The sequence below is a fragment of the Dechloromonas denitrificans genome (assembly GCF_020510665.1).
GTDB classification, from domain to species: domain Bacteria; phylum Pseudomonadota; class Gammaproteobacteria; order Burkholderiales; family Rhodocyclaceae; genus Azonexus; species Azonexus denitrificans_B.
The window spans coordinates 369,244-395,444 of the sequence record NZ_CP075187.1 but is presented as its reverse complement, the minus strand read 5'-3'; the positions used below and the strand labels follow the sequence as shown (position 1 = coordinate 395,444).

Here is a 26,201-nt window from a genome sequence, read left to right as displayed (position 1 = left end):
CCTTAACGCTTGTAACGACGCTGAACGATCATGCTGTTCGTGCGCTTGTTATTCCGGGTGCGATAACCCTTGGTCGGCTGACCCCAAGGATTGACTGGCACACGACCTTCGCCGGTACGGCCTTCGCCACCACCGTGCGGGTGATCAACCGGGTTCATGGCAACACCACGAACGGTCGGACGGATACCACGCCAACGCTGAGCACCGGCTTTACCGATCTTGCGGAGGCTGTGCTCTTCATTGCCAACTTCACCGATAGTTGCGCGGCACTCCACGTGCACACGACGAACCTCACCGGAGCGCAGGCGAATCTGAGCGTAGGTACCTTCACGAGCCAGCAGCTGAGCGGAAGCACCAGCGGAACGAGCCAACTGAGCACCCTTACCAGGCAGCATTTCAACGCAGCAAATGGTCGTACCAACCGGAATGTTGCGGATCGGCAGTGCATTACCCGACTTGATCGGCGCTTCCGAACCACTCATGATCGGCTGACCGACAACCATACCTTTATTGGCGATGATGTAACGACGCTCACCGTCGGCATAACACAGCAGAGCAATGTTTGCGGTACGGTTCGGGTCGTATTCAAGACGCTCAACCTTGGCCGGAACACCGTCCTTGGTACGCTTGAAGTCGATCACGCGGTACGATTGCTTATGGCCACCACCTTGGTGACGAACAGTAATACGACCGTTGTTGTTACGGCCAGCCTGGCTGCTCTTGCTCTCGACGAGCGCAGCAAACGGCTTGCCCTTGTGCAGATTGGCATTAACAACCTGAACAACAGCGCGACGACCAGGGGAGGTCGGCTTGACTTTAACGAGCGCCATTAGACATTCCCCCCTTCAACGAAATTGATTTCCTGGCCCGGCTTCAGGCTTACATAAGCCTTTTTCCAGCCCTTGCGGCGGCCAACTGCACCCTTGAAGCGCTTGACCTTGCCTTTGACGTTGGCGACCTGAACGGACTCAACTTCAACCTTGAACAGCAGCTCAACGGCAGCCTTGATTTCCGGCTTGGTCGCATCAGTTGCAACACGGAAGATCACCTGCTCATGCTTTTCAGCAATGTAGGTGGCCTTTTCGGAGATCTGCGGTGCAAGCAGCACCTGCATCAGACGTTCTTGATTCATCCCCACATCTCCTCGAACTTGGCCACAGCAGCCTTGGTGACGAGCACCTTGGTGAAGCGAACCAGAGAAACCGGATCAGCCTCCTGGGCTTCGAGCACCAGAACATTGGGCAGGTTGCGCGACGAGAGGTACAGATTTTCGTTCAGCGCATCGGTGATGACCAGCAGATTACCCTCAAGACCCATGTCCTTCAGCTTCTGAGAGAACAGCTTGGTCTTCGGGGCATCAACAGAGATGTCATCAACCACGACCAGACGATCCTGACGGGCCAACTCGGAGAGAATCGCAGCCATACCGGCGCGGAACATCTTCTTGTTAACTTTCTGGCTGTAGTTTTGCTCGGGCGAATTCGGGAAAATCCGACCGCCGCCACGCCACAACGGGCTACCGTTCGAACCAGCACGAGCACGACCGGTGCCCTTCTGACGCCACGGCTTGGTGGTGGTGTGACGGACTTCAGAGCGATCCTTCTGCTGGCTGTCGCCAGAGCGGGCATTTGCCTGATATGCAACAACGATCTGGTGAACCAGAGCTTCGTTGAAGTCACGACCAAAAAGCATATCAGAAGCCTGCAGCGTCGCAGCTTCCTGACCTTGCTGATTAATTACCTTGAGTTCCATGTTGCCCCCTTATGCCTTGACTGCCGGACGCACAACGACGTCAGCACCCTTGGCGCCCGGTACGGCACCACGAACCAGAAGAAGCTGGCGCTCGGCATCGACGCGAACAACCGTCAGACCCTGCATCGTGGACTGCACGTCACCCATATGACCGGCCATGCGCTTACCCGGAAAAACACGACCCGGATCCTGCGCCATACCGATGGAACCCGGCGCGTTATGCGACAGCGAGTTACCGTGGGTAGCACGATTGGAACTGAAGTTATGACGCTTAATGCCGCCCTGAAAACCCTTACCTATCGAGGTACCGGTCACATCAACCTTTTGCCCTTCGGCAAAAATGGTGACAGCAACCTGATCACCGGCCTTGAAAGTGGCCAGCTGCTCGGAATCAATACGGAATTCCTTGAGGACATGCCCGGCTTCCACGCCCGCCTTGGCCAGATGGCCAGCGATGGGCTTGGAGACGCGCGAGGCACGGCGCTTGCCGAATGCGACCTGAATGGCTGCGTAGCCATCGATCTCCGGCGTTTTGACTTGGGTCACGCGATTGTTGGACACGTCAAGCACAGTTACCGGAATGGACGCGCCATCCTCAGCAAAAATGCGAGTCATGCCAACCTTGCGACCAACAAGGCCTAGACTCATGGTTATTCTCCTCATCGCCGGCTGCGATTGGCCGGTCGATGTAAAACAACAAATGGGCAGCCGAAATTGGCCACCCCCGAAAACAGCGGATTATATCCGCAAAACTACAATTACTGCAACTTGATCTCGACGTCCACACCAGCCGGCAGATCCAGCTTCATCAGTGCATCAACAGTCTTGTCAGTCGGATCAACGATATCCATCAGACGCAGATGGGTACGAATTTCCAGCTGATCACGGGAAGCCTTGTTGACGTGCGGCGAACGCAGGATGTCGAAACGCTGCTTGCGGGTCGGCAACGGCACCGGACCACGAACAACAGCGCCGGTACGCTTGGCGGTTTCAACGATTTCCTGAGCCGATTGATCGATCAGGCGATAGTCGAAGGCCTTGAGGCGGATACGGATTTTCTGGTTTTGCATTTTTGGCTTCCAAAGAACGATGGGGCAGGTAGTAACCCACCCCAGATTTCACAAAGAACGAATTACTCGATGATTTTGGCAACAACACCAGCGCCGACGGTACGACCGCCTTCACGGATGGCGAAGCGCAGACCTTCTTCCATGGCGATCGGAGCGATCAACTTGATGGTCATGGCGATGTTGTCGCCAGGCATAACCATCTCGACGCCTTCCGGCAGATCGATTGCACCGGTCACGTCGGTCGTGCGGAAATAGAACTGCGGACGATAACCGTTGAAGAACGGGGTGTGACGACCACCTTCATCCTTGGACAGAATGTACACTTCGGAGGAGAAGTGGGTGTGCGGCTTCACAGAACCCGGCTTGCACAAAACCTGACCACGCTCAACGTCTTCACGCTTGGTGCCGCGCAGCAGCGCGCCAACGTTGTCGCCAGCCTGACCCTGGTCAAGCAGCTTGCGGAACATTTCAACACCGGTACAGATGGTCTTGACGGTCGGGCGAATACCGACGATTTCGATTTCTTCGCCAACCTTGACCACACCGCGTTCGATACGACCGGTCACAACGGTACCGCGACCAGAGATCGAGAAGACGTCTTCAACCGGCATCAGGAACGGCTGATCAACAGCGCGCTCAGGCGTCGGGATGTAGGAGTCCAGCGCATCAGCCAGACGGAAGATCGACGGCTCGCCGATTTCGGACTGGTCGCCTTCAAGGGCCTTCAGTGCGGAACCGTGAACGATCGGGGTGTCGTCGCCAGGGAAGTCGTACTTGGACAGCAGCTCGCGCAGTTCCATTTCAACCAGCTCGAGCAACTCGGCGTCGTCAACCATGTCGCACTTGTTCATGTACACCAGAACGTACGGCACACCAACCTGGCGAGCAAGCAGGATGTGTTCGCGGGTCTGCGGCATCGGGCCGTCAGCAGCGGAACAAACCAGAATCGCGCCGTCCATCTGGGCAGCACCGGTAATCATGTTCTTGACGTAGTCAGCGTGACCCGGGCAATCAACGTGGGCGTAGTGACGATTGGCGGTTTCGTATTCGACGTGCGCGGTATTGATCGTGATACCACGAGCCTTTTCTTCCGGCGCTGCGTCAATCTGGTCATACGCCTTGGCAGCACCACCGAACTTGGCAGCCAGCACGGTCGTGATGGCAGCAGTCAGCGTGGTCTTGCCGTGGTCAACGTGACCGATGGTGCCGACGTTTACGTGCGGCTTGGTACGGTTGAATTTTTCCTTAGCCATTATCAGCTCTCCAGCAATTACTTCTTGTTAATGACAGCCTCGGCGACGTTCTTCGGCGCTTCGGTGTAGTGTTTGAATTCCATCGAGTAGGTAGCACGACCTTGCGACAGGGAGCGCAGGGAGGTCGAGTAACCGAACATCTCGGACAGCGGGACTTCAGCCTTGACGAGCTTGATGCCGCCAACCTGATCTTCCATGCCCTGAACGATGCCGCGACGCGACGACAGATCGCCCATCACGTTACCCATGTAATCTTCCGGCGTTTCGACTTCGACAGCCATCATCGGCTCGAGCAGCGTCGGGCTAGCCTTCTTCATGCCTTCCTTGAAAGCCATGGAAGCGGCCATGCGGAACGCGTTTTCGTTCGAGTCAACGTCGTGGTACGAACCGTCAAACAGCGTGAACTTGACGTCAACCACCGGGAAGCCAGCCAGAACGCCACTGGTCACTGCATCGCGCAGACCCTTGTCGACTGCCGGGATGAATTCGCGTGGAACCACGCCACCCTTGATGGCATCGACGAATTCGTAACCCTTGCCAGCTTCGTTCGGCTCGATCTTGAGCCAGACGTGACCGAATTGACCGCGACCACCCGACTGCTTGACGAACTTGCCTTCTTGCTCGACAGCCTTCTTGATGCATTCACGGTAAGCAACCTGCGGCGCGCCGACAGATGCTTCAACGTTGAATTCACGACGCATGCGATCGACAATAATTTCCAGGTGCAGTTCGCCCATACCGGAAATGATGGTCTGACCGGACTCTTCATCGGTACGGACGCGGAAGGACGGATCTTCCTGAGCCAGACGACCCAGTGCCAGACCCATCTTTTCCTGGTCAGCCTTGGTCTTCGGCTCGACGGCAACGTGAATCACCGGCTCCGGGAAAACCATGCGCTCCAGGGTAATGACCTTTTGCGGATCACACAGCGTATCGCCGGTGGTCGCTTCTTTCAGGCCCACGGCAGCGGCGATGTCACCAGCGCGCACTTCCTTGATTTCTTCACGTTGATTGGCGTGCATCTGCAGGATGCGACCCAGACGCTCCTTACGACCCTTGACCGGGTTGTAAATGGTATCGCCAGAGTTAACAACGCCGGAATAAACGCGGAAGAAGATCAACTGACCGACGAACGGGTCGGTCATGATCTTGAATGCCAAAGCGGAAAACGCTTCGTCATCAGCGGCACGACGCTCGCCTTCCGTTTCGTTCTCGAGAATACCCTTGACCGGCGGAATATCAACCGGCGACGGGAGCAGCTCGATCACGGCGTCAAGCATGCGCTGCACACCCTTGTTCTTGAAGGCAGTACCGCACAGCATCGGCTGGATCTCGCAAGCCAGGGTACGCATACGCAGACCAAGAATGATGTCGGCCTCCGACAACTCACCCTCTTCCAGGTACTTGTTCATCAGCTCTTCAGAGGCCTCGGCCGCAGCTTCAACCATCTGCTCGCGCCAGGTCTGAGCATCGTCAGCCAGGTCAGCCGGGATATCACGGGCGTCATATTTCATACCCTGGGAAGCTTCGTCCCAGTAGATCGCCTTCATACGAACGAGGTCAACCACGCCTTCGAACTTGTCTTCAGCACCAATAGGAATGACGATTGGCACCGGATTGGCCTTGAGGCGCAACTTGAGCTGCTCGACGACGCGGAAGAAGTTGGCGCCGGAGCGGTCCATCTTGTTCACGAAGGCCAGACGCGGCACGCCGTACTTGTTGGCTTGACGCCAAACAGTTTCAGACTGCGGCTGCACGCCACCCACGGCGCAATACACCATACAGGCAGCATCCAGAACACGCATGGAACGCTCAACTTCGATAGTGAAGTCAACGTGACCCGGGGTGTCGATGATGTTGATATGGTGCGATGGGAACTGCTTGTCCATCCCGCTCCAGAAACAGGTGGTCGCAGCCGAGGTAATGGTAATACCGCGCTCTTGCTCCTGCTCCATCCAGTCCATGGTGGCGGCGCCGTCATGAACTTCACCGATCTTGTGATTAACACCGGTGTAATAGAGGATGCGTTCGGTCGTCGTCGTTTTACCGGCGTCGATGTGGGCGCTGATACCGATATTGCGGTAGCGCTCGATGGGTGTTTTACGTGCCACGATAGGTACCTTTGAAAATTAGAAGCGGAAGTGAGCAAAAGCCTTGTTGGCTTCAGCCATGCGGTGCACTTCGTCACGCTTCTTGACAGCGCCGCCGCGATTTTCAGCAGCTTCCATCATCTCGGCAGCCAGACGCTGCCCCATGGACTTTTCCGAACGCTTGCGGGCAGACTCACGCAGCCAGCGCATAGCCAGCGCGGCGCGACGAGCCGGACGAACTTCAACCGGCACCTGGTAGTTGGCACCACCAACGCGACGGGACTTCACTTCGACCATCGGCTTGACGTTACCCATGGCAGAACCAAAAACTTCGAGCGGATCCTTGCCACCCTTGGTGGTGATGATCTCGAAGGCGCCGTACACGATGCGCTCGGCAACAGACTTCTTGCCGCTTTGCATGATGGCATTAACGAACTTGGAAACTTCAACGCTACCGAACTTCGGATCCGGCAGGATGTCACGCTTTGGTACTTCACGACGACGGGGCATATTGACCTCAAATAAACACGATTCAGTTGAAAAGCCGGGCTAGGGTTTCACCCTCCCGGCCTCTCCCGACCGCCCAAGGGGACGGCCACTTACTTAAGCAACCTAATGGATCAGGCTGCCTTCGGACGCTTGGCCCCGTACTTGGAACGGGACTGCTTACGATCCTTGACACCCTGGGTATCCAGGGAGCCACGCACGGTGTGGTAACGCACACCAGGCAAATCCTTGACACGACCACCACGAATCAGGACCACAGAGTGTTCCTGCAGGTTATGGCCTTCACCACCGATATAGGAGATGACTTCAAAGCCATTGGTCAAACGAACCTTGCAAACCTTACGCAGAGCGGAGTTTGGCTTCTTCGGGGTCGTCGTATAAACGCGGGTGCAGACACCACGCTTTTGCGGGCATTTCTCAAGAGCGGGAACCTTGCTCTTGGTAACCTCGGCCACACGCGGCTTGCGCACGAGCTGGTTGATGGTCGGCATATCAAACTTCCTTCAACGGCCGGGCACCGGACTAGCGGTGCGCGACGGCTATTTTGTTATCCAAAGCAGAGACAATGATTAGCCTCTGCCGACAAAGACCATAGATTTTATGGTTGATCAACCCCCATGTCAACGAGACGCGGGGGTCGGGTACCGCATCAGGATGCCTGATCAGCGTCCTGTACAACAGTTTCGACTGCCGGCACTTCACTGACAGACGATACAGATGCGTTGCCACCGGCAGCTTGAGCCTTGCGGCTGCGGTGGTAAGCCAGACCGGTACCAGCCGGGATGAGACGCCCGACGATAACGTTTTCCTTGAGACCACGCAGTTCGTCGCGCTTGCCCATGATGGCAGCCTCGGTGAGAACACGCGTCGTTTCCTGGAAGGAAGCGGCCGAGATGAACGAGTCGGTCGACAACGAGGCCTTGGTAATACCCAGCAGCATGTTGTCGAACGTAGCCGGCAAACGACCTTCGGCATTGGCCCGGTCGTTTTCGGCCAGCAGCTCGGCGCGTTCAACCTGTTCGGACTTGATGAACTTGGTATCACCCGGCTCAACGATGGTCACGCGGCGCAGCATCTGGCGAACAATCACTTCAATGTGCTTGTCGTTGATCTTCACGCCTTGCAGACGGTAGACGTCCTGAACTTCGTCGGTAATATAGCGGGCCAGCGCCTCGATACCCTGCAGACGCAGGATGTCGTGCGGATCCGGTGCACCTTCGACGACCTTTTCACCCTTGTTCACCACTTGACCATCGTGCACCAGGACATGCTTGTCCTTGGAGATGAGGTTTTCGTGCTGCACGCCCTCAAGATCGGTGATCACCAGACGCTGCTTGCCCTTGGTGTCCTTACCGAAGCTGATCGTGCCAGTGACTTCGGCCAGAACCGAAGCGTCCTTCGGCGTACGGGCTTCAAACAGTTCGGCAACGCGCGGCAGACCGCCGGTAATGTCGCGGGTCTTGGCAGACTCCTGCGGCATACGGGCAAGCACATCGCCCACACCAACTTGCTGGCCGTCGAGCACGGAAATAATCGAACCGACCTGGAAGGCGATGGAAACCGGGTGATCACTACCGGCAATCTTGACCTCCTGACCGTTCTGATCAAGCAGCTTGACGACCGGGCGGATACCCTTGGTGGCAGCCTTGCCGCCGCGCTTGTTGTCGATCACGACGAGCGTGGACAAACCGGTCACATCGTCGACCTGCTTGGCAACAGTCACGCCTTCTTCGACATTTTCGAAACGCACGATACCGGCGTATTCGGTGACGATCGGACGGGTGTGCGGATCCCAGGTAGCGAGCTTGGCACCGGCCTTGACGGACTTGCCGTCATCCGCCGCCAGCGTTGCACCGTACGGTACCTTGTGACGCTCACGCTCACGACCATGGTCGTCGGTGATCAACACTTCGCCCGAGCGGGAAATGACAACCTTCTCGCCCTTGGCGCTGGTGACATAGCGCATGTTGGCAGTAAAGCGAACGGTACCTGCCGACTTGGACTCAACCTGCGAGGCAACAGCCGCACGGGATGCCGCGCCACCGACGTGGAAGGTACGCATGGTCAGCTGGGTGCCCGGCTCACCGATCGACTGGGCGGCAATGACGCCGACAGCTTCACCGGCATTGACCATCGTGCCGCGACCAAGGTCACGACCATAACACTGGGCACACAGGCCATAACGCGTGTCACAGGTCAGCGGGGTGCGAACCTTAACTTCATCGATACCGAGCTTGTCGATCAGATCAACCAGGTCTTCGTCGAGCATGGTGCCGCCGAAAATGACGGTTTCCTGCGTTTCCGGGTCAATCAGGTCGTCGACCGTGACACGACCGAGAATACGCTCGCGCAACGGTTCGATAACCTCACCGCCTTCAACCAGCGCCTTGACGGCAAAGCCGTTGGTCGTACCGCAATCATCTTCGGTAATGACCAAGTCCTGGGTCACGTCGACCAGACGGCGGGTCAAGTAGCCGGAGTTAGCAGTCTTCAGTGCCGTATCGGCCAGACCCTTACGAGCACCGTGGGTCGAGATGAAGTACTGGAGAACGTTCAGACCTTCGCGGAAGTTGGTCGTGATTGGCGTTTCGATAATCGAGCCATCCGGCTTAGCCATCAGGCCGCGCATACCGGCCAGCTGACGAATCTGGGCTGCGGAACCGCGCGCGCCGGAGTCGGCCATCATGTAGATCGAATTGAACGAATCCTGCTTGACCTTCTTGCCGTGGCGATCGATCGTTTCTTCGTGACCAAGTTCGTCCATCATGACCTTGGCGACCTGGTCACCGGTACGACCCCAGATATCAACGACCTTGTTATAGCGTTCGCCGTTGGTTACCAGACCGTTGGTGTACTGGATTTCGATTTCTTTCACTTCCGCTTCGGCGGCAGCAATGATCTCGTGCTTCTTGGCCGGAACGAGCATGTCGTCCGAGCAGAAGGAGATACCGGCGCGCGTTGCGAGTGCGTAACCGTTCTGCATCAGCTTGTCGGCGAAGACGACGGTTTCCTTCAGGCCGCAACGACGGAAGGACTCGTCGATCAGCTTGGAGATTTCCTTCTTCTTCAGCGCACGGTCCAACACCTTGAAAGGCAGACCCTTCGGCAGAATCTTGGACAACAGGGCACGACCGGCCGTGGTTTCGATCCGGACGATTTTCTCTTCCCATTCGCCGTCGACCGCAGAAATCTCGTATTGCGGCAAACGCACGGAGATGCGCGAATGAACGTCCAGCTCCTTGGCCGCCATGGCGCGTTCGATTTCGTTGGTATCGGCGAAGTACATGCCCTCGCCCTTGCCGTTGATCTTCTCGCGGGTGGCGTAGTACAGACCCAACACGATGTCCTGCGACGGCACGATGATCGGCTGGCCGTTGGCTGGCGACAGCACGTTGTTCGAGGCCAGCATCAGGGTGCGGGCTTCCATCTGCGCTTCGAGCGACAGCGGCACGTGAACAGCCATCTGGTCACCGTCGAAGTCGGCATTGAATGCCGCACAAACCAGCGGGTGCAGCTGGATGGCCTTGCCTTCGATCAGGGTCGGTTCGAATGCCTGGATACCGAGGCGGTGCAGGGTCGGCGCACGGTTCAGCATGACCGGATGTTCACGGATGACATCTTCAAGGATGTCCCACACCACCGGTTCCTGACCTTCGACCATCTTCTTGGCTTGCTTGATGGTGGTGGCGTAGCCGAGCACTTCGAGCTTGTGGAAGATGAAGGGCTTGAACAATTCCAGCGCCATCAACTTAGGCAGGCCGCATTGATGCAGCTTGAGTTGCGGACCAACCACAATGACCGAACGGCCAGAGTAGTCGACGCGCTTACCCAGCAAGTTCTGACGGAAACGACCGCCCTTGCCCTTGATCATGTCGGCCAGCGACTTGAGCGGACGCTTGTTGGCGCCGGTCATGGCCTTGCCGCGACGACCGTTGTCGAGCAGCGAGTCGACCGATTCCTGCAGCATGCGCTTTTCGTTACGCACGATGATTTCCGGAGCCTTCAGCTCAAGCAGGCGCTTGAGACGATTGTTCCGGTTGATCACACGGCGATACAGGTCGTTCAGGTCGGAGGTGGCGAAGCGACCACCGTCGAGCGGAACCAGCGGACGCAGGTCCGGCGGCAGCACCGGCAGGACTTCGAGGATCATCCAGTCCGGCTTGATGCCCGACTTCATGAAACCTTCGAGAATCTTCAGACGCTTGGCCAGCTTCTTGTTCTTGGCTTCGGAACCGGTCACTTCCAGTTCGGCACGGAGCGATTCAACTTCGCTCGGCACGTCCAGATTGCGCAGCAATTCGCGAATACCTTCAGCGCCCATCAGCGCCTGGAATTCGTCGCCATGCTCTTCCATCATGTCCAGATACTGCTCTTCGGTCAGCAACTGGGCGCGCTGGAGGCTGCTCACCATACCAGGATCGCAAACCACATAGGCTTCGAAGTACAGGACGCGTTCGATATCGCGCAGCGTCATGTCGAGCACCATGCCGAGACGGGATGGCAGGGACTTCAGGAACCAGATGTGAGCGGTCGGCGAGGCCAGTTCGATGTGACCCATGCGGTCACGGCGAACTTTGGCCAGCGTGACTTCAACGCCGCACTTCTCGCAGATCACACCACGATGCTTGAGGCGCTTGTACTTGCCGCACAGGCACTCATAATCCTTGATCGGGCCAAAGATCTTGGCGCAGAACAGACCATCGCGCTCCGGTTTGAAGGTGCGGTAATTGATCGTTTCCGGCTTCTTGACTTCGCCATACGACCAGGAACGGATCTTTTCGGGCGAGGCGAGACCAATGGTAATCGCGTCGAATTCCTCTTCGGCGGTTACCTGCTTGAATAGATCGAGCAATGCTTTCATCGTTTAACTCCTAAGCCCTGAATCAGTAACGTTCCAGATCGATATCGATCGCCAGCGAACGAATTTCCTTGACCAGCACATTGAAGGATTCCGGCATGCCGGCTTCGATCTTGTGCTCGCCCTTGACGATGTTTTCGTACACCTTGGTACGGCCATTCACGTCGTCGGACTTCACGGTCAACATTTCCTGCAGCACATAAGATGCACCGTAGGCTTCGAGTGCCCACACTTCCATTTCACCGAAGCGCTGACCACCGAACTGCGCCTTGCCGCCCAGCGGCTGCTGGGTAACCAGCGAGTACGGGCCGGTCGAACGAGCATGCATCTTGTCATCGACCAAGTGATGCAGCTTCAGGTAGTGCATGTAACCAACCGTCACCTGGCGCTCGAATGCTTCGCCGGTACGACCATCAAACAGGGTCATCTGACCGGACGAAGGCATACCAGCCAAAGCCAGCATGGCCTTGATTTCGCTATCCTTTGCGCCATCGAAAACCGGCGTTGCGAACGGCACGCCTGACGTCAGGTTACCGGCCATTTCGACGATTTCACCATCCGTCAGCTCTTCAAGATTTTCAGCCTTGCCGCTGGCGTTGTAGATCTGATCGAGGAACGGACGCAGTTCCTTGGCGGTCGCCTGAGCACGCAACATGGCGCCAATCTTGTGGCCAAGACCCTTGGCGGCAAGACCGAGGTGAACTTCGAGAATCTGACCGACGTTCATCCGGGACGGCACACCAAGCGGGTTCAACACGATATCGACCGGGCTGCCATCTTCCATGTGCGGCATATCTTCGACCGGCAGGATGCGGGAAACAACACCCTTGTTACCGTGACGACCGGCCATCTTGTCACCAGGCTGCAGGCGACGCTTGACGGCGACATAGACCTTGACCATCTTCTGGACGCCCGGCGGCAGTTCGTCACCCTGGGTCAGCTTCTTGCGCTTGCCTTCGAAAGCAATATCGAAGTCCTTGCGAGCTTGCTCGAGACCTTCCTTGACCTGCTCGAGTTGCTGGGCAACTTCTTCGTCAGCAACGCGGATATCGAACCAGTGATGCGGGTCCATGCCATCCAAGTAGGACTGCTCGATCAAGGAACCCTTGGCCAATTTCTTCGGGCCGCCATTGGCCTTCTTGCCAACGATCAGACGACCGACACGCTCGAACGCATCGCGCTCGACGATACGCATCTGGTCAGCCAAGTCGAGCTTGTAGTGACGCAGGTGCTCGTCGATGATCGACTGGGCACGCTTGTCGCGCTCGATGCCTTCGCGGGTGAACACCTGAACGTCGATAACGGTCCCGGCGATACCTGACGGCACACGCAGCGAGGTGTCCTTAACGTCGGAAGCCTTTTCGCCGAAAATGGCACGCAGCAGCTTTTCTTCTGGTGTCAGCTGGGTTTCGCCCTTCGGCGTAACCTTGCCAACCAGCACGTCAGCAGCAACCACTTCGGCACCGATGTAGACGATGCCGGACTCATCCAGGCGGGAAAGCTGGGTTTCGCCAAGAGAAGCGATGTCGCGGGTAATTTCTTCAGGACCAAGCTTCGTGTCGCGCGCAACAACCGTCAGTTCCTCGATGTGGATCGAGGTGTAGCGGTCTTCGGCAACGACGCGTTCGGAGATCAGAATCGAGTCTTCGAAGTTGTAGCCGTTCCACGGCATGAAGGCGATCAGCATGTTCTGACCCAGAGCGAGTTCGCCCTTGTCGGTCGATGCGCCATCAGCCACAACATCGCCACGAGCGATCTTGTCGCCGACGCGAACCAGCGGACGCTGGTTGATGTTGGTGTTCTGGTTGGAACGGGTGTACTTGACCAGATTGTAGATATCGACACCGACTTCGCCGGCAACGGTTTCGTTGTCGTTCACGCGGACCACAACACGGCCGGCATCAACGTAATCAACCATACCGCCACGGCGGGCAACGACGGCCGTACCGGAGTCGACCGCGACAGTGCGTTCAATGCCGGTACCAACCAGCGCCTTTTCCGGACGCAGGCAAGGAACAGCCTGACGCTGCATGTTGGCGCCCATCAATGCGCGGTTCGCGTCATCGTGTTCAAGGAACGGAATCAGCGAGGCAGCAACGGAAACGATCTGACCCGGTGCAACGTCCATGTACTGGACGCGTGACGGTTCGGCCAGGATGGTTTCACCCTTTTCACGGCAAGTCACCAGGTCGTCGCTCAGGCAGCCAGCATCATCGAGACCAGCATTGGCCTGGGCAACCACGTAGTTACCTTCTTCAATTGCCGAGAGATACTCGATTTCGTTGGTTACCTTGGAATCGACCACCTTGCGGTAAGCCGTTTCGATGAAGCCGTAATCATTGACGCGTGCAAAGAGAGCCAGCGAATTGATCAGACCGATGTTCGGACCTTCCGGCGTTTCGATCGGGCAAACACGACCGTAGTGGGTCGGATGCACGTCGCGCACTTCGAAGCCGGCACGCTCACGGGTCAAACCGCCCGGGCCAAGTGCGGAAACACGACGCTTGTGCGTGATTTCCGACAGCGGGTTGGTCTGGTCCATAAACTGCGACAACTGGCTGGAGCCAAAGAATTCCTTGATCGCAGCACTGATCGGCTTGGCATTGATCAGGTCGTGCGGCATCAGGTTGTCGGACTCAGCTTGCGACAGACGCTCCTTGACGGCGCGCTCAACGCGAACCAGACCGGCACGGAACTGGTTTTCAGCCAGTTCGCCAACGGAACGAACACGACGGTTGCCAAGGTGGTCGATGTCGTCGATTTCACCACGGCCATTGCGCAGTTCGACCAGAATCTTGATGACTTCAACGATATCGCGCGGCGACAACGTCAGTTGCTCGCGAACTTCGGCATTGGCACCGAGCGGCTTGATCTTGGCGGCCAGTGCATTGGCATCGGCTTCGGTCATGTTTTCGCACAGTGCACGAGCACCATACGGCATCAGGCTGACCAGATCCTGGATCGCCGGCAACGAGAAACCCGAGCCTTCGGCCAGATTCTTCAACGCAGCTTCAGCCTTGGAGGCCAGACTCTTGACCATGACCTTGAACTCGGTCACATCCTGACGCGACAGGCGACGATTGAACTTCATCCGGCCAACGCCGGAGAGGTCGTAGCGTTCGTCAGAGTAGAACAAGCCGTTGAAGAGGATTTCGACAGACTCTTCGGTCGGCGGCTCACCCGGGCGCATCATGCGGTAGATGGCCACGCGGGCAGCCTGGCGGGAAGCCGTTTCGTCGGCACGCAAGGTGTTGGAAATGAATGCACCGCGGTCGAGCTCGTTTGTGTAGAGCGTCTCAAGCGTGGTGATATCTGCTTCGCGCAGATTGGCCAACAGCGTTTCGGTGATTTCATCATTGGCATTGGCAACAACCTCGCCGGTTGCCTTGTCGATGATGTTCTTGGCGATGACGCGACCAAGAATGAACTCTTCCGGGACGGCGATCTGGTTCAGACCTGCTGCAGCGATATCACGGATGTGCTTGGCGGTAATCCGCTTGTCCTTGGCGACAATGACCTTGCCATCCGGAGCGACGAAATCGAAGCGGGCGATTTCGCCACGCAGACGCTCAGGAACGAGCGTGAACTCAACCTTCTCTTTGCCGAGCAGGAAGGTGTCAAAATCAAAGAATTGATCAAGAATTTCTTCCGAGCTCATGCCGATGGCCTTGAGCAGCGTGGTCACCGGCATCTTGCGACGACGGTCAACACGGAAGAACAGCGTGTCCTTCGGGTCGAATTCGAAGTCCAGCCACGAACCGCGATACGGGATGATCCGAGCAGAGAAAAGCAGCTTGCCGGAACTGTGCGTCTTGCCCCGGTCGTGCTCGAAGAACACGCCTGGCGAACGATGCAACTGAGAAACGATAACGCGTTCCGTACCGTTGATCACGAAAGAGCCATTCGTGGTCATGAGCGGAATTTCGCCCATGTACACTTCCTGCTCCTTCACTTCCTTCACGGTATCCGGTGCTTCGCGGTCCATGATGACCAAGCGCACTTTGGCGCGCAGCGACGAGGCGTAGGTCAGGCCGCGCTGGTGACATTCAGTAACGTCGAACGCCGGCTCGCCGAGCATGAAGCTGACGAATTCGAGGCGGGCATTACCAGAATGGGAAACGATCGGGAAAATCGAGGTAAACGCAGCCTGCAGGCCCTCGTTCTTGCGCTTTTCGGCGGGCACGTCGGCTTGCAGGAAAGCAGTGAAGGACTCGAGCTGGGTCGCAAGCAGGAAAGGTACGTCGAGCACATTGGCGCGCTTGGCGAAACTTTTACGGATGCGTTTCTTCTCGGTGAAGGAGTAAGTCATGGTAACTCCGGAAGGAAAAAATCAAAGGTTGAACCTGTCGAAACAGGCAAACGCAAACAGGCTCGCCTCCCTGGTTGGGATAAGGAGAGCACGGTTTGCGTTTGCCGGTTGGCGTTATTCAAGTTCGTTGCTGGGTTCTGTCAGGCCTGTCATACAAAGCACAAAAGGGCTGGCGACATCGCCGCCAGCCCACTCGCACTCAGTCGATTACTTAACTTCGACCTTGGCGCCTGCGTCTTCAAGTTGCTTCTTGAGGGCTTCAGCATCAGCCTTGGAAACACCTTCCTTAACAGCCTTCGGAGCGCCATCAACCAGATCCTTGGCTTCCTTGAGGCCCAGGCCGGTCACTGCACGAACGACCTTGATGACTTCAACCTTCTTGTCACCAGCGCCCGTCAGCATGACGGTGAATTCAGTCTGCTCTTCAGCAGCAGCAGCACCAGCGCCAGCCGGGCCGGCAACGGCGACAGCAGCGGCGGAAACGCCAAACTTCTCTTCGAACGCCTTAACCAGGTCGTTCAGTTCCATAACGGTCAGGGCGCCAACGGCTTCCAGAATGTCTTCTTTGCTAATTGCCATTTCAAATAACTCCTAAATCAGTTCGTAAGCGGTACGGTTAAGCAGTGGCTTCTTCGCGCTGTGCAGCCAGTGCGGCCAGGCCGCGGACAAAGCCGGCAACCGGAGCTTGCATGACGTACAGCAGCTTGGAGAGCAGCTCTTCGCGGCTCGGGACGGACGCAAGCGCCTGCACACCAGCCTTGTCGAGCACCTGACCGGCGTAAGAGCCAGCCTTCAGCACGAGCTTGTCGTTGGTTTTTGCGAAGTCGTTGAGAACCTTCGCGGCAGCGACCGGGTCGGTGGAGACGCTGTAAATCAGCGGCCCGACCATTTGGTCAGCCAGGCCAGCGAACGAAGTGTCCGCGACCGCGCGACGTACCAAGGTATTCTTCAACACACGCAGGTAAACGCCAGATTCGCGTGCCTTCTTACGCAGTACGGTGAGGTCGGTGACCTCGATACCACGGTATTCGGCAATCACGATGGTCTGTGCGTTGGCCACTTGTGCCGACACCTCAGCTACAACCGCTTTTTTGTCGTTCAGATTGAGACCCACAGGTCTTTCCTCCTTTCAAGTCATAACACGACGGGAAAAATTCCCGCCGCACCTACGGCGACCTGAACCAGAAGCTATGCCTTGTGTTTTCACTCAGCAGAAAATCTTGTTCTGGGACACCGTCTGCGCAGGTTGCTTTCGCGATTAAGCACCGGAAACCGGGGCGCCTGCGGTCTTTGACGATCCGCCGACCCTGCCGAAACAGGAATCAGCGGCCCAAAGTACTTTTAGCCAGCCAGCGTGGACTGATCGACGCGAACGCCGGGGCCCATTGTGGAAGCAACGGCCACCTTGCGCAGGTATTGACCCTTGGAGGAGGCCGGCTTGGCCTTCGTCAGGGCTTCAACCAGTGCCTTCAGGTTGCGCTCGAGATCTTCAACAGCAAAGGAGGCGCGACCGATGGTAGCGTGGATGATGCCGGCCTTGTCGGTGCGATACTGCACCTGACCAGCCTTGGCGTTCTTGACGGCGGTGGTGACATCCATCGTCACGGTACCGACCTTCGGATTAGGCATCAGGCCGCGCGGACCAAGGATCTGACCGAGCTGACCAACGATGCGCATGGCATCCGGCGTAGCGATAACGATGTCGAAATCCATCTTGCCAGCCTTGATGTCGGCAGCCAGATCGTCGAAACCGACGACTTCGGCACCAGCAGCTTTGGCAGCTTCAGCTTTTTCACCCTGGGCGAAAACAGCAACGCGAACCGACTTGCCGGTACCGGCAGGCAGAACGACGGAACCACGCACGACCTGGTCGGATTTACGTGCATCAACACCCAGGTTCACAGCAACGTCGATCGACTCGTCGAATTTGGCAGTTGCGGTTTCCTTGGCCAGGACCAGGGCTTCCTGAACCGGGTAAGGCTTCTGGGCAACGATCTTGCCCTGCAGGGCCTTTTGTTTCTTGGTGAGCTTAGCCATGATTACAGACCCTCTACGGTGATACCCATCGAGCGGGCGGAACCAGCAATCGTACGCACCGCCGCATCCATGTCGGAGGCAGTCAGGTCGGGCAACTTGGCCTTGGCGATGTCTTCAGCCTGGGCACGGGTGATTTTGCCAACCTTGTCGGTGTGCGGCTTGGCTGAACCGGACTTGATACCAGCAGCCTTCTTGATCAGAATCGTTGCCGGCGGAGTCTTCATCACAAAAGTGAAAGACTTGTCGGCAAACGCGGTGATCACAACCGGAATCGGCAGACCCGGCTCAACACCTTGAGTCTGGGCATTGAATGCCTTGCAGAACTCCATGATGTTCAGACCGCGCTGACCCAGTGCAGGACCAATCGGGGGTGACGGATTTGCTTTGCCGGCTGGCACTTGCAATTTGATGTAGCCAATAATTTTCTTGGCCATAGTAGCTCCTCAATGATGAGTATTAACGCGTCTTCAGGCAGAAACCACCTTACCAACACTCCTCTTGCCGAAAAAACGGGCTTTCGACTAACCCTTGAAACTCAAGCTCAGGCTTTTTCGACCTGGGCAAATTCCAACTCAACCGGCGTTGCACGACCGAAGATGGTCACAGAAACACGCAGGCGATTTTTTTCGTAATTGACGTCTTCGACAGCACCATGAAAGTCGGTAAATGGACCTTCCTTGACACGAACCACCTCGCCAACTTCAAACAGCACTTTCGGACGCGGCTTCTCAACGCCCTCTTGCATTTGCTGCATGATTTTTTCGACTTCCTTTTCAGAAATCGGCGTCGGGCGATTTGCTGTACCACCAACAAAACCCGTTACTTTCGGCGTGTTCTTGACGAGATGCCAAGAGTCGTCATCCATTTCCATTTCGCACAGGACATAGCCCGGGAAAAATTTACGCTCGGAAATAGCCTTCTGACCACCCTTCATTTCAACCACTTCTTCGACCGGCACCAGAATGCGACCGAATTTTTCTTCCATTCCCAAACGCGTAATACGCTCCATGATGGCGCGCATTACACTTTTCTCGAAGCCGGAATAGGCATGTACGACGTACCAGCGTTTGCTCATGATTTCTTCCAGCCCAGCACGATATCGTAAAGAAGCCACTCAAGGCTCTTATCGGTCAAATAAAGGAAAATCGCCATAACCACAACAAACGCAAAAACTGCAGCAGTGGTTTGAACGGTTTCCTTGCGGGTCGGCCAAACAACCTTCTTGGCCTCAATCACCGCTTCATTTGCAAACGCAAAAAAGCGCTGACCCGGCTCAGTTTTCCAAGCCACAGTCACCGCAAGCGCAAACCCGACGAGAACCGCCAGGACACGCAAAATCATTGCCTGCTCGGATAGCAGGTAAAAACCAGCCACACCAGACACCAGAACCAGCAGTGCCAGCGTGAACTTGACCTTGTCAGCCATGACGTTCGCGATCTTTAAAGAGAGTGGCAGGGGCGGAGGGAATCGAACCCCCGACCTTCGGTTTTGGAAACCGGCGCTCTACCAATTGAGCTACACCCCTGCGGCAGAAACATCAAGGCGCCCCGGTTGCCCGCGGCGCCCTAACTACAAAACTACTTTCGATTACTCGATGATTTTGGCAACGACACCAGCGCCGACGGTACGACCGCCTTCACGGATGGCGAAGCGCAGACCTTCTTCCATAGCGATCGGAGCGATCAACTTGATGGTCATGGCGATGTTGTCGCCAGGCATAACCATCTCGACGCCTTCCGGCAGATCGATTGCACCGGTCACGTCGGTCGTGCGGAAATAGAACTGCGGACGATAACCGTTGAAGAACGGGGTGTGACGACCACCTTCATCCTTGGACAGAATGTACACTTCGGAGGAGAAGTGGGTGTGCGGCTTCACAGAACCCGGCTTGCACAAAACCTGACCACGCTCAACGTCTTCACGCTTGGTGCCGCGCAGCAGCGCGCCAACGTTGTCGCCAGCCTGACCCTGGTCAAGCAGCTTGCGGAACATTTCAACACCGGTACAGATGGTCTTGACGGTCGGGCGAATACCGACGATTTCGATTTCTTCGCCAACCTTGACCACACCGCGTTCGATACGACCGGTCACAACGGTACCGCGACCAGAGATCGAGAAGACGTCTTCAACCGGCATCAGGAACGGCTGATCAACAGCGCGCTCAGGCGTCGGGATGTAGGAGTCCAGCGCATCAGCCAGGCGGAAGATCGACGGCTCGCCGATTTCGGACTGGTCGCCTTCAAGGGCCTTCAGTGCGGAACCGTGAACGATCGGGGTGTCGTCGCCAGGGAAGTCATACTTGGACAGCAGCTCGCGCAGTTCCATTTCAACCAGCTCGAGCAACTCGGCGTCGTCAACCATGTCGCACTTGTTCATGTACACCAGAACGTACGGCACACCAACCTGGCGAGCAAGCAGGATGTGTTCGCGGGTCTGCGGCATCGGGCCGTCAGCAGCGGAACAAACCAGAATCGCGCCGTCCATCTGGGCAGCACCGGTAATCATGTTCTTGACGTAGTCAGCGTGACCCGGGCAATCAACGTGGGCGTAGTGACGATTGGCGGTTTCGTATTCGACGTGCGCGGTATTGATCGTGATACCACGAGCCTTTTCTTCCGGCGCTGCGTCAATCTGGTCATACGCCTTGGCAGCACCACCGAACTTGGCAGCCAGCACGGTCGTGATGGCAGCAGTCAGCGTGGTCTTGCCGTGGTCAACGTGACCGATGGTGCCGACGTTTACGTGCGGCTTGGTACGGTTGAATTTTTCCTTAGCCATTCCAGTTCCTCAATAATCAAATAAGCAAAAAAGCCAGAATCCAAGCTAATCGGTGGTGCCCATGGGCAGGATCGAACTGCCGACCTCTCCCTTACCAAGGGAGTGCTCTACCACTGAGCCACATGGGCCTACCTTAAAACTTCAGCCGTACCGCGTCGTGGAGCGGGTGAAGGGAATCGAACCCTCGTCTTAAGCTTGGAAGGCTTCAGCTCTACCATTGAGCTACACCCGCTTAACCCTTGCCCGCAGCACAGGCCGCTACAGCATTAAATCTGGTGGAGGGGGAAGGATTCGAACCTTCGAAGGCAGAGCCGACAGATTTACAGTCTGTTCCCGTTGACCGCTTGGGTACCCCTCCGGGAGAACGCAGGATTATCCACACTCTAAAACAAACTGTCAACACCCTGACAAAGAAAAAGCCGACCTAAGTCGGCTTTTTTGTACTGCGGCCAGCGAATTACTTCTGGGCCAGAATCCAGGCAACCAGTTTCTTGGCTTCGTCATCGGTAACGTTGTTCGGCGGCATCGGGATTTCGCCCCAGGCGCCCTTGCCACCAGCCTTGACCTTTGCGGCAAGCATGGCCGGAGCCTTGGCATCACCCTTGTACTTTGCAGCCACATCCTTATAAGCCGGGCCAACTACTTTTTTGTCGATGGTGTGGCAGGCCATGCAGTTCTTGGCCTTGGCAAGGGCTTCATCAGCCTGGGCCTGGCCGGCCATCACGATACCTGCAGCAGCCATCATGGCAACATAAACAGCTTTCATTATCTCGCTCCATTACGGGTTAGGGACACATCAGCGACAGATGATAAGACCCTTTTTCGTCGCACGCAAACGGTGACCACGGGAAAAGTAAACACTCCGGCATTCCTTGCAGCAAGCGCCAAGTCATCTTGTCACACGGGAAGCAAAAGCCAGCAAGCCTCCCGCACAAACAAATAACGCACCAAACAGCCGGTTCTGGTGCCGCAGCGCCCCGGGATCCTGCATCCAGCCACCCAGCCTGGCCGCCGCGATGGCATAAGCCGACATCACAAGAATATCAGTCAGGCACAGGGTCGCTGCAATCGTCAGATACTGGGGCAACTGGGCACTCGCCGGATCAATAAACTGGGGAACCAGTGCTCCGACAAAAATAACCGCTTTCGGGTTGGTCAAATTGACCAGCAAGCCCTGCAAGAAGAGCTTGTCACCCCGAACAGACTGCGCCATTTGACCGACCGGCGTTGGCGGTGCGCGCCATTTCTGCACACCTAGCCAAACGAGATAGCCCGCCCCGACACTCTTGACCAGCCCGAACGCCAGCTCCGAACCTGCCAGCAGCGCACCCACACCAACAGCGATGACTGCAATGTGCGTCAAGATCGCTACCTGCAAACCCATAATCACAAGCAGCGCCCGCCGATACCCCAGAAGCATTCCCGTACTCATGCTGATAACCGCACCAGGGCCGGGCGTGACGGCGATCAGTATCGCCGCCAGCAAAAAGCCGATCCAGACAGTAAAAGTCACTTCCGGCGCTGAATCTGCTTTACATCACGCACCGCACCCTTGTCGGCCGAGGTTGCCATCAACGCATACGCCTGCAACGCAGCTGATACAACGCGCTGGCGATCCGCCGGCTTCCAGGCGGCTTCGCCCTTGGCTTCCATGGCTGCACGACGCCCGGCCAACTCGCCATCAGAAACGAGCAACTGAATACGCCGGTTTGGAATATCGATCTCGATGCGATCACCCTCCTCGACCAGGCCAATCGCACCGCCATCCGCCGCTTCTGGCGAAGCATGGCCAATCGACAGACCTGACGTACCGCCGGAAAAACGACCATCAGTGAGCAATGCACATTCCTTGCCCAAGCCCATCGACTTCAGATAGGAAGTCGGATAAAGCATTTCCTGCATGCCCGGCCCCCCTTTGGGGCCTTCATAACGAATGACGACAACGTCACCTGCCACCACTTTGCCGGCCAGAATGTTGTCGACCGCGGCATCCTGACTTTCAAAGACCCGTGCCCGACCATTGAACTTCCAGATCGACTCATCGACCCCAGCTGTTTTCACGATACAACCGTCCGCTGCAATATTGCCGTAGAGCACCGCCAGGCCGCCGTCTTGCGAATAGGCATTGGCCTTGTTGCGGATACAACCCTTGGTCCGGTCCAGGTCCAGCTCGTTGAAGCGACGATCCTGCGAAAAAGCCGTCTGGGTAGGGACGCCACCTGGCGCAGCCTTGAAAAACTCATGCACCTTGACATCGTGTTCGCGCACGACATCCCAACGATCAATCGCTTCACCCAGCGTACGCGCATGGACATTCGGCACATCACGATGAATCAGGCCGGCACGGTCGAGCTCACCGAGAATCCCCATGATGCCACCGGCCCGATGCACATCTTCAATATGGTATTTGTCAGTCATCGGCGCGACCTTGCACAAGCAAGGCACAGAGCGGGAAATGCGATCGATGTCGGCCATCGTGAAATCGACGCCTGCTTCCTGTGCTGCAGCCAGGATGTGCAGCACGGTGTTGGTCGACCCGCCCATCGCCACATCAAGGGTCATGGCATTCTCAAAGGCGGCCTTCGGGGCAATCGAACGCGGCAGGACCGAAGCATCATCCTGTTCGTAGTAACGCTTGCACAACTCGACAATCTGACGACCGGCCCGCAGGAACAGTTGCTTGCGATCCGCATGGGTAGCGACCACCGTGCCGTTGCCCGGCAGGCTGAAGCCCAGGGCCTCGGTCAGGCAATTCATCGAATTGGCAGTAAACATGCCGGAGCACGAACCGCAAGTCGGGCAAGCAGAGCGCTCAATCTCATCCAGATCGGCCTGGGAAACGGAGCTATCGGCCGCCTTGACCATGGCATCGACCAGATCAAGGTGGACCACCTGACCCTGCAGCTTGGTCTTGCCGGCTTCCATCGGGCCGCCGGACACGAAAATCACCGGGATATTGAGGCGCATGGCGGCCATCAACATGCCCGGGGTAATCTTGTCGCAGTTGGAGATGCAGACCATCGCATCGGCGCAGTGGGCGTTAACCATGTACTCGACCGAGTCGGCGATCAAATCGCGGCTCGGCAGCGAGTAAAGCATGCCGCTATGCCCCATGGCGATACCATCGTCGATTGCGATGGTATTGAATTCCTTGGCAACACCGCCCGCTGCTTCGATTTCGCGGGCCACCAGCTGCCCCATATCCTTCAGATGGACGTGACCCGGAACGAACTGGGTGAAGCTGTTGACCACGGCAATGATCGGCTTGCCGAAGTCGCCATCCTTCATGCCGGTTGCGCGCCACAGCGAGCGGGCACCAGCCATGTTGCGGCCGTGGGTGGAAGTGCGGGAACGATACTGGGGCATGAATCTCTCCGTCTAAAACTGTGCGCTGACTCGATGTCATGGCGCGCGAACTATAATCAGCTAATTCTAGCCCACTCTGCGCCTTCGATGCTTCTCCATCCCCAGTTCGACCCCGTCGCTTTTTCGCTTGGGCCGCTCTCGGTACGCTGGTACGGTTTGATGTACCTCGTCGCCTTCGTTCAATTTATTTTGCTCGGTCGCTACCGAATCGGCACCCGTCGCTCGATTCTCACGGTCGACCAGCTCGACGACCTGCTTTTCTACGGCATGCTCGGTGTCATTCTGGGAGGCAGGCTCGGACAAGTCCTGTTTTACGAGCCGGGTTACTATTTTTCACACCCGCTTGAAATCATCGCCGTCTGGAAAGGCGGCATGAGTTTTCACGGAGGCTTCCTCGGCGTCGTCATCGCCCTGGGCTTATGGGCCCGCAAAAATTCACTGGCCTGGCTGGCCGTGACCGACTTCGTCGCGCCCCTCGTCCCGCTCGGTCTCGCTGCGGGGCGCATCGGCAACTTCATCAACGGCGAGCTTTGGGGCCGGGTGGCCGACCCAAGCCTGCTGTGGGCCATGGCCTTTCCGCAATCCGGCGACCTGCAGGCCCGCCATCCCTCGCAGCTTTATCACGTGGGCCTGGAAGGCCTGGCACTGTTCATTATCCTGTGGGTCTTTGCCCGGCACGAGCGGCCACGCGGCGCCCTGACCGGCGCAGGACTGGCCGGCTACGGTTTTTTCCGTTTCATTACCGAATACTTCCGCGAACCGGATGCCGGCATCTTTGGCCAGTCCTACACCATCAGCATGGGCCAGTGGTTGTCGTTGCCGATGCTGGCCGTCGGCCTGCTACTGCTTTGGAACGCCTACCGCCGACGCGCCTGAGGGCGCAAGCATCCTGCGAAGGCTTTATAATTATGAATTACCTCGCTTAATCAACGACAGGAATCACGCTCATGCAACGTCCCTTCAAGGTTCTCGGTATTCAGCAAATCGCCATCGGCGGCCCATCCAAGGAAAAGCTGCGCACCCTGTGGGTCGAGAAATTCGGCCTCGAAATCACCAGCACCTTCGTCTCCGAACGTGAAAATGTGGACGAAGACATCTGCGCCATGGGTACCGGCCCGTTCAAGGTTGAAGTCGACCTGATGCAGCCGCTCGACCCGGAAAAGAAACCCGCCGTACACACCACACCGCTCAACCACGTTGGCCTGTGGATCGATGACCTGCCCAAGGCGGTCGAATGGCTTTCAGCCAACGGCGTGCGTTTTGCCCCAGGCGGCATCCGCAAGGGCGCTGCCGGCTTTGACATCACTTTCCTGCATCCGAAGGGCAACGAAGAATTCCCGATCGGTGGCGAAGGCGTGCTGATCGAACTGGTGCAAGCCCCGCCGGAAGTCGTTTCGGCTTTTGCAAAACTGGCTGCCCAGTAAGGTAGACCGTGGCGGACAACCCGGACGACAGTCTCGAGGAAACACGGGCAGCACTGGCACCGACGCTGGATGCAACGGCTGCCATCCTGCCCTTGCTTGTCCGCCCGAAACCGCCACGCTTCGACCCCGGCCTGAACGAACGCTGGCAAGCCGCCTGCAAACGGCTGAGCAGCGCATGGTCCGAGCGCCACACGGGCGACATGGATGCCATCCGCTCAGCGATTTTCTCGCTGCTCGCAATCGCACTCGAAAGCAAGGACACCAACGTTCTGCGCCTGAGCGAAGCTCTGGCCAGCGCCTGCGACCGCCTTGAAGACCCGACGCCGCCCTTGCGCACGATTGCCGCCCTGAGCGCCTGCATCGAGTGCCTGGGCGACTACGGCGGACTGGAGCACGACGCCTTCATGGAACGCGCCAGTCATTTCGCCGGACGCCTCGAGGCCAGTGCCGTAGCGGCGGTGTACACCCGCTCGGCCATCCTTGACCGGCTTTTTGTCAGCGAAGCCCGCGACAAGATCGAGCGCCTGCATGATGCGCTCTCGGCTTTACCGCCCGACGCCTATGCCCTGAAGACAGAAACCGAGGACCTGATCCAGCAGGCAGAGCATCTCGAACTGTGGGGCATCGTGCAAATGGGCCACCAACTGCTACGCCTGGTTACCGAACATAACGATCTGGACAACGATCAGACACGTGCAGCGACCCTCGATCTACTGCACGCACTCGACACGGCGATTGACGCGGTCGACGTCTGAAA

General features: G+C 57.3%; 24 protein-coding genes and 4 tRNA genes. 3 read left to right on the top strand and 25 right to left on the bottom strand.

The annotated features are described in order from the left end of the window. Positions 1-2: 2 nt before the first annotated feature. From rplB to ilvD, 25 genes are all read right to left on the bottom strand, one after another. The gene (rplB, locus tag KI614_RS01865; RefSeq protein WP_226407459.1) at positions 3-830 is read right to left on the bottom strand and encodes a 50S ribosomal protein L2; all 828 of its coding nucleotides are present in this window, start codon (positions 828-830) and stop codon (positions 3-5) included. After that, entirely contained in the window at positions 830-1,132 is a 303-nt protein-coding gene (gene rplW, locus KI614_RS01860; protein WP_203468438.1) for a 50S ribosomal protein L23, read from the bottom strand. The genes rplB and rplW overlap by 1 nt, the downstream gene beginning before the upstream one ends. Continuing rightward, positions 1,129-1,752 (bottom strand): 50S ribosomal protein L4, encoded by a 624-nt coding sequence (gene rplD, locus KI614_RS01855; protein ID WP_226407458.1) that lies wholly within the window; start codon positions 1,750-1,752, stop codon positions 1,129-1,131. The genes rplW and rplD overlap by 4 nt, the downstream gene beginning before the upstream one ends. Before the next feature lie 9 nt (positions 1,753-1,761). After that, positions 1,762-2,400, bottom strand: coding sequence for a 50S ribosomal protein L3 (rplC, locus tag KI614_RS01850; RefSeq protein ID WP_226407457.1), 639 nt, complete (start codon positions 2,398-2,400; stop codon positions 1,762-1,764). 110 nt (positions 2,401-2,510) lie between these two features. After that, positions 2,511-2,822, bottom strand: coding sequence for a 30S ribosomal protein S10 (gene rpsJ, locus KI614_RS01845; protein ID WP_027456678.1), 312 nt, complete (start codon positions 2,820-2,822; stop codon positions 2,511-2,513). Between the two features lie 62 nt (positions 2,823-2,884). After that, complete coding sequence (gene tuf, locus KI614_RS01840) at positions 2,885-4,075, bottom strand: elongation factor Tu (RefSeq protein ID WP_226407447.1); 1,191 nt, start codon at positions 4,073-4,075, stop codon at positions 2,885-2,887. A 17-nt stretch (positions 4,076-4,092) separates the two neighbouring features. Continuing rightward, entirely contained in the window at positions 4,093-6,186 is a 2,094-nt protein-coding gene (gene fusA / locus KI614_RS01835) for an elongation factor G (protein WP_226407456.1), read from the bottom strand. Positions 6,187-6,204: 18 nt separating this feature from the next. Then, positions 6,205-6,675 carry a 30S ribosomal protein S7 gene (gene rpsG, locus KI614_RS01830; RefSeq protein ID WP_226407454.1) on the bottom strand — a complete coding sequence of 157 codons (471 nt, stop codon included), beginning with the start codon at positions 6,673-6,675 and terminating at the stop codon, positions 6,205-6,207. A gap of 110 nt (positions 6,676-6,785) precedes the next feature. Next, entirely contained in the window at positions 6,786-7,163 is a 378-nt protein-coding gene (gene rpsL / locus KI614_RS01825; RefSeq protein ID WP_066879509.1) for a 30S ribosomal protein S12, read from the bottom strand. A gap of 158 nt (positions 7,164-7,321) precedes the next feature. Beyond that, positions 7,322-11,533, bottom strand: coding sequence for a DNA-directed RNA polymerase subunit beta' (gene rpoC, locus KI614_RS01820; RefSeq protein WP_226407453.1), 4,212 nt, complete (start codon positions 11,531-11,533; stop codon positions 7,322-7,324). Positions 11,534-11,555: 22 nt separating this feature from the next. After that, positions 11,556-15,839, bottom strand: a complete 4,284-nt coding sequence (rpoB, locus tag KI614_RS01815) for a DNA-directed RNA polymerase subunit beta (protein WP_226407452.1) — start codon at positions 15,837-15,839, stop codon at positions 11,556-11,558. 207 nt (positions 15,840-16,046) lie between these two features. After that, complete coding sequence (rplL, locus tag KI614_RS01810; protein ID WP_226407451.1) at positions 16,047-16,418, bottom strand: 50S ribosomal protein L7/L12; 372 nt, start codon at positions 16,416-16,418, stop codon at positions 16,047-16,049. 37 nt (positions 16,419-16,455) lie between these two features. Beyond that, complete coding sequence (rplJ, locus tag KI614_RS01805) at positions 16,456-16,953, bottom strand: 50S ribosomal protein L10 (RefSeq protein WP_226407450.1); 498 nt, start codon at positions 16,951-16,953, stop codon at positions 16,456-16,458. Between the two features lie 227 nt (positions 16,954-17,180). Next, the gene (gene rplA / locus KI614_RS01800) at positions 17,181-17,876 is read right to left on the bottom strand and encodes a 50S ribosomal protein L1 (RefSeq protein WP_226407449.1); all 696 of its coding nucleotides are present in this window, start codon (positions 17,874-17,876) and stop codon (positions 17,181-17,183) included. A gap of 2 nt (positions 17,877-17,878) precedes the next feature. Further along, positions 17,879-18,310, bottom strand: coding sequence for a 50S ribosomal protein L11 (gene rplK / locus KI614_RS01795; protein ID WP_203468428.1), 432 nt, complete (start codon positions 18,308-18,310; stop codon positions 17,879-17,881). Between the two features lie 107 nt (positions 18,311-18,417). Next, on the bottom strand, positions 18,418-18,951 hold the full coding sequence (gene nusG, locus KI614_RS01790; protein WP_203468427.1) for a transcription termination/antitermination protein NusG: 534 nt from the start codon (positions 18,949-18,951) through the stop codon (positions 18,418-18,420). Further along, entirely contained in the window at positions 18,948-19,301 is a 354-nt protein-coding gene (gene secE / locus KI614_RS01785; protein ID WP_226407448.1) for a preprotein translocase subunit SecE, read from the bottom strand. The genes nusG and secE overlap by 4 nt, the downstream gene beginning before the upstream one ends. 24 nt (positions 19,302-19,325) lie before the next feature. Beyond that, positions 19,326-19,401, bottom strand: a tRNA-Trp gene (locus KI614_RS01780). A 62-nt stretch (positions 19,402-19,463) separates the two neighbouring features. Then, positions 19,464-20,654 (bottom strand): elongation factor Tu, encoded by a 1,191-nt coding sequence (tuf, locus tag KI614_RS01775; protein WP_226407447.1) that lies wholly within the window; start codon positions 20,652-20,654, stop codon positions 19,464-19,466. A 53-nt stretch (positions 20,655-20,707) separates the two neighbouring features. Then, positions 20,708-20,782 (bottom strand) — tRNA-Thr (locus KI614_RS01770). A 30-nt stretch (positions 20,783-20,812) separates the two neighbouring features. Continuing rightward, positions 20,813-20,886: transfer RNA gene (locus KI614_RS01765), tRNA-Gly, on the bottom strand. 41 nt (positions 20,887-20,927) lie between these two features. Then, a tRNA-Tyr gene (locus KI614_RS01760) sits at positions 20,928-21,012 on the bottom strand. 99 nt (positions 21,013-21,111) lie between these two features. Then, the gene (locus KI614_RS01755) at positions 21,112-21,420 is read right to left on the bottom strand and encodes a c-type cytochrome (RefSeq protein WP_203468424.1); all 309 of its coding nucleotides are present in this window, start codon (positions 21,418-21,420) and stop codon (positions 21,112-21,114) included. 123 nt (positions 21,421-21,543) lie between these two features. Further along, positions 21,544-22,167 carry a LysE family transporter gene (locus tag KI614_RS01750; RefSeq protein WP_226407446.1) on the bottom strand — a complete coding sequence of 208 codons (624 nt, stop codon included), beginning with the start codon at positions 22,165-22,167 and terminating at the stop codon, positions 21,544-21,546. Next, positions 22,164-24,020: a dihydroxy-acid dehydratase gene (gene ilvD / locus KI614_RS01745; protein ID WP_226407445.1), complete on the bottom strand. Its 1,857-nt coding sequence runs from the start codon at positions 24,018-24,020 to the stop codon at positions 22,164-22,166. The genes KI614_RS01750 and ilvD overlap by 4 nt, the downstream gene beginning before the upstream one ends. An 87-nt stretch (positions 24,021-24,107) precedes the next feature. Between ilvD and lgt the strand changes: the two genes are divergently transcribed. The 3 genes from lgt to KI614_RS01730 all read left to right on the top strand — a co-directional run bounded on the left by lgt (position 24,108) and on the right by KI614_RS01730 (position 26,199). After that, on the top strand, positions 24,108-24,896 hold the full coding sequence (gene lgt, locus KI614_RS01740; protein WP_226407444.1) for a prolipoprotein diacylglyceryl transferase: 789 nt from the start codon (positions 24,108-24,110) through the stop codon (positions 24,894-24,896). 71 nt (positions 24,897-24,967) lie between these two features. Further along, positions 24,968-25,444: a VOC family protein gene (locus KI614_RS01735; protein ID WP_203468420.1), complete on the top strand. Its 477-nt coding sequence runs from the start codon at positions 24,968-24,970 to the stop codon at positions 25,442-25,444. A gap of 8 nt (positions 25,445-25,452) precedes the next feature. Further along, positions 25,453-26,199 (top strand): hypothetical protein, encoded by a 747-nt coding sequence (locus KI614_RS01730; RefSeq protein WP_226407442.1) that lies wholly within the window; start codon positions 25,453-25,455, stop codon positions 26,197-26,199. Positions 26,200-26,201 lie beyond the last annotated feature (2 nt).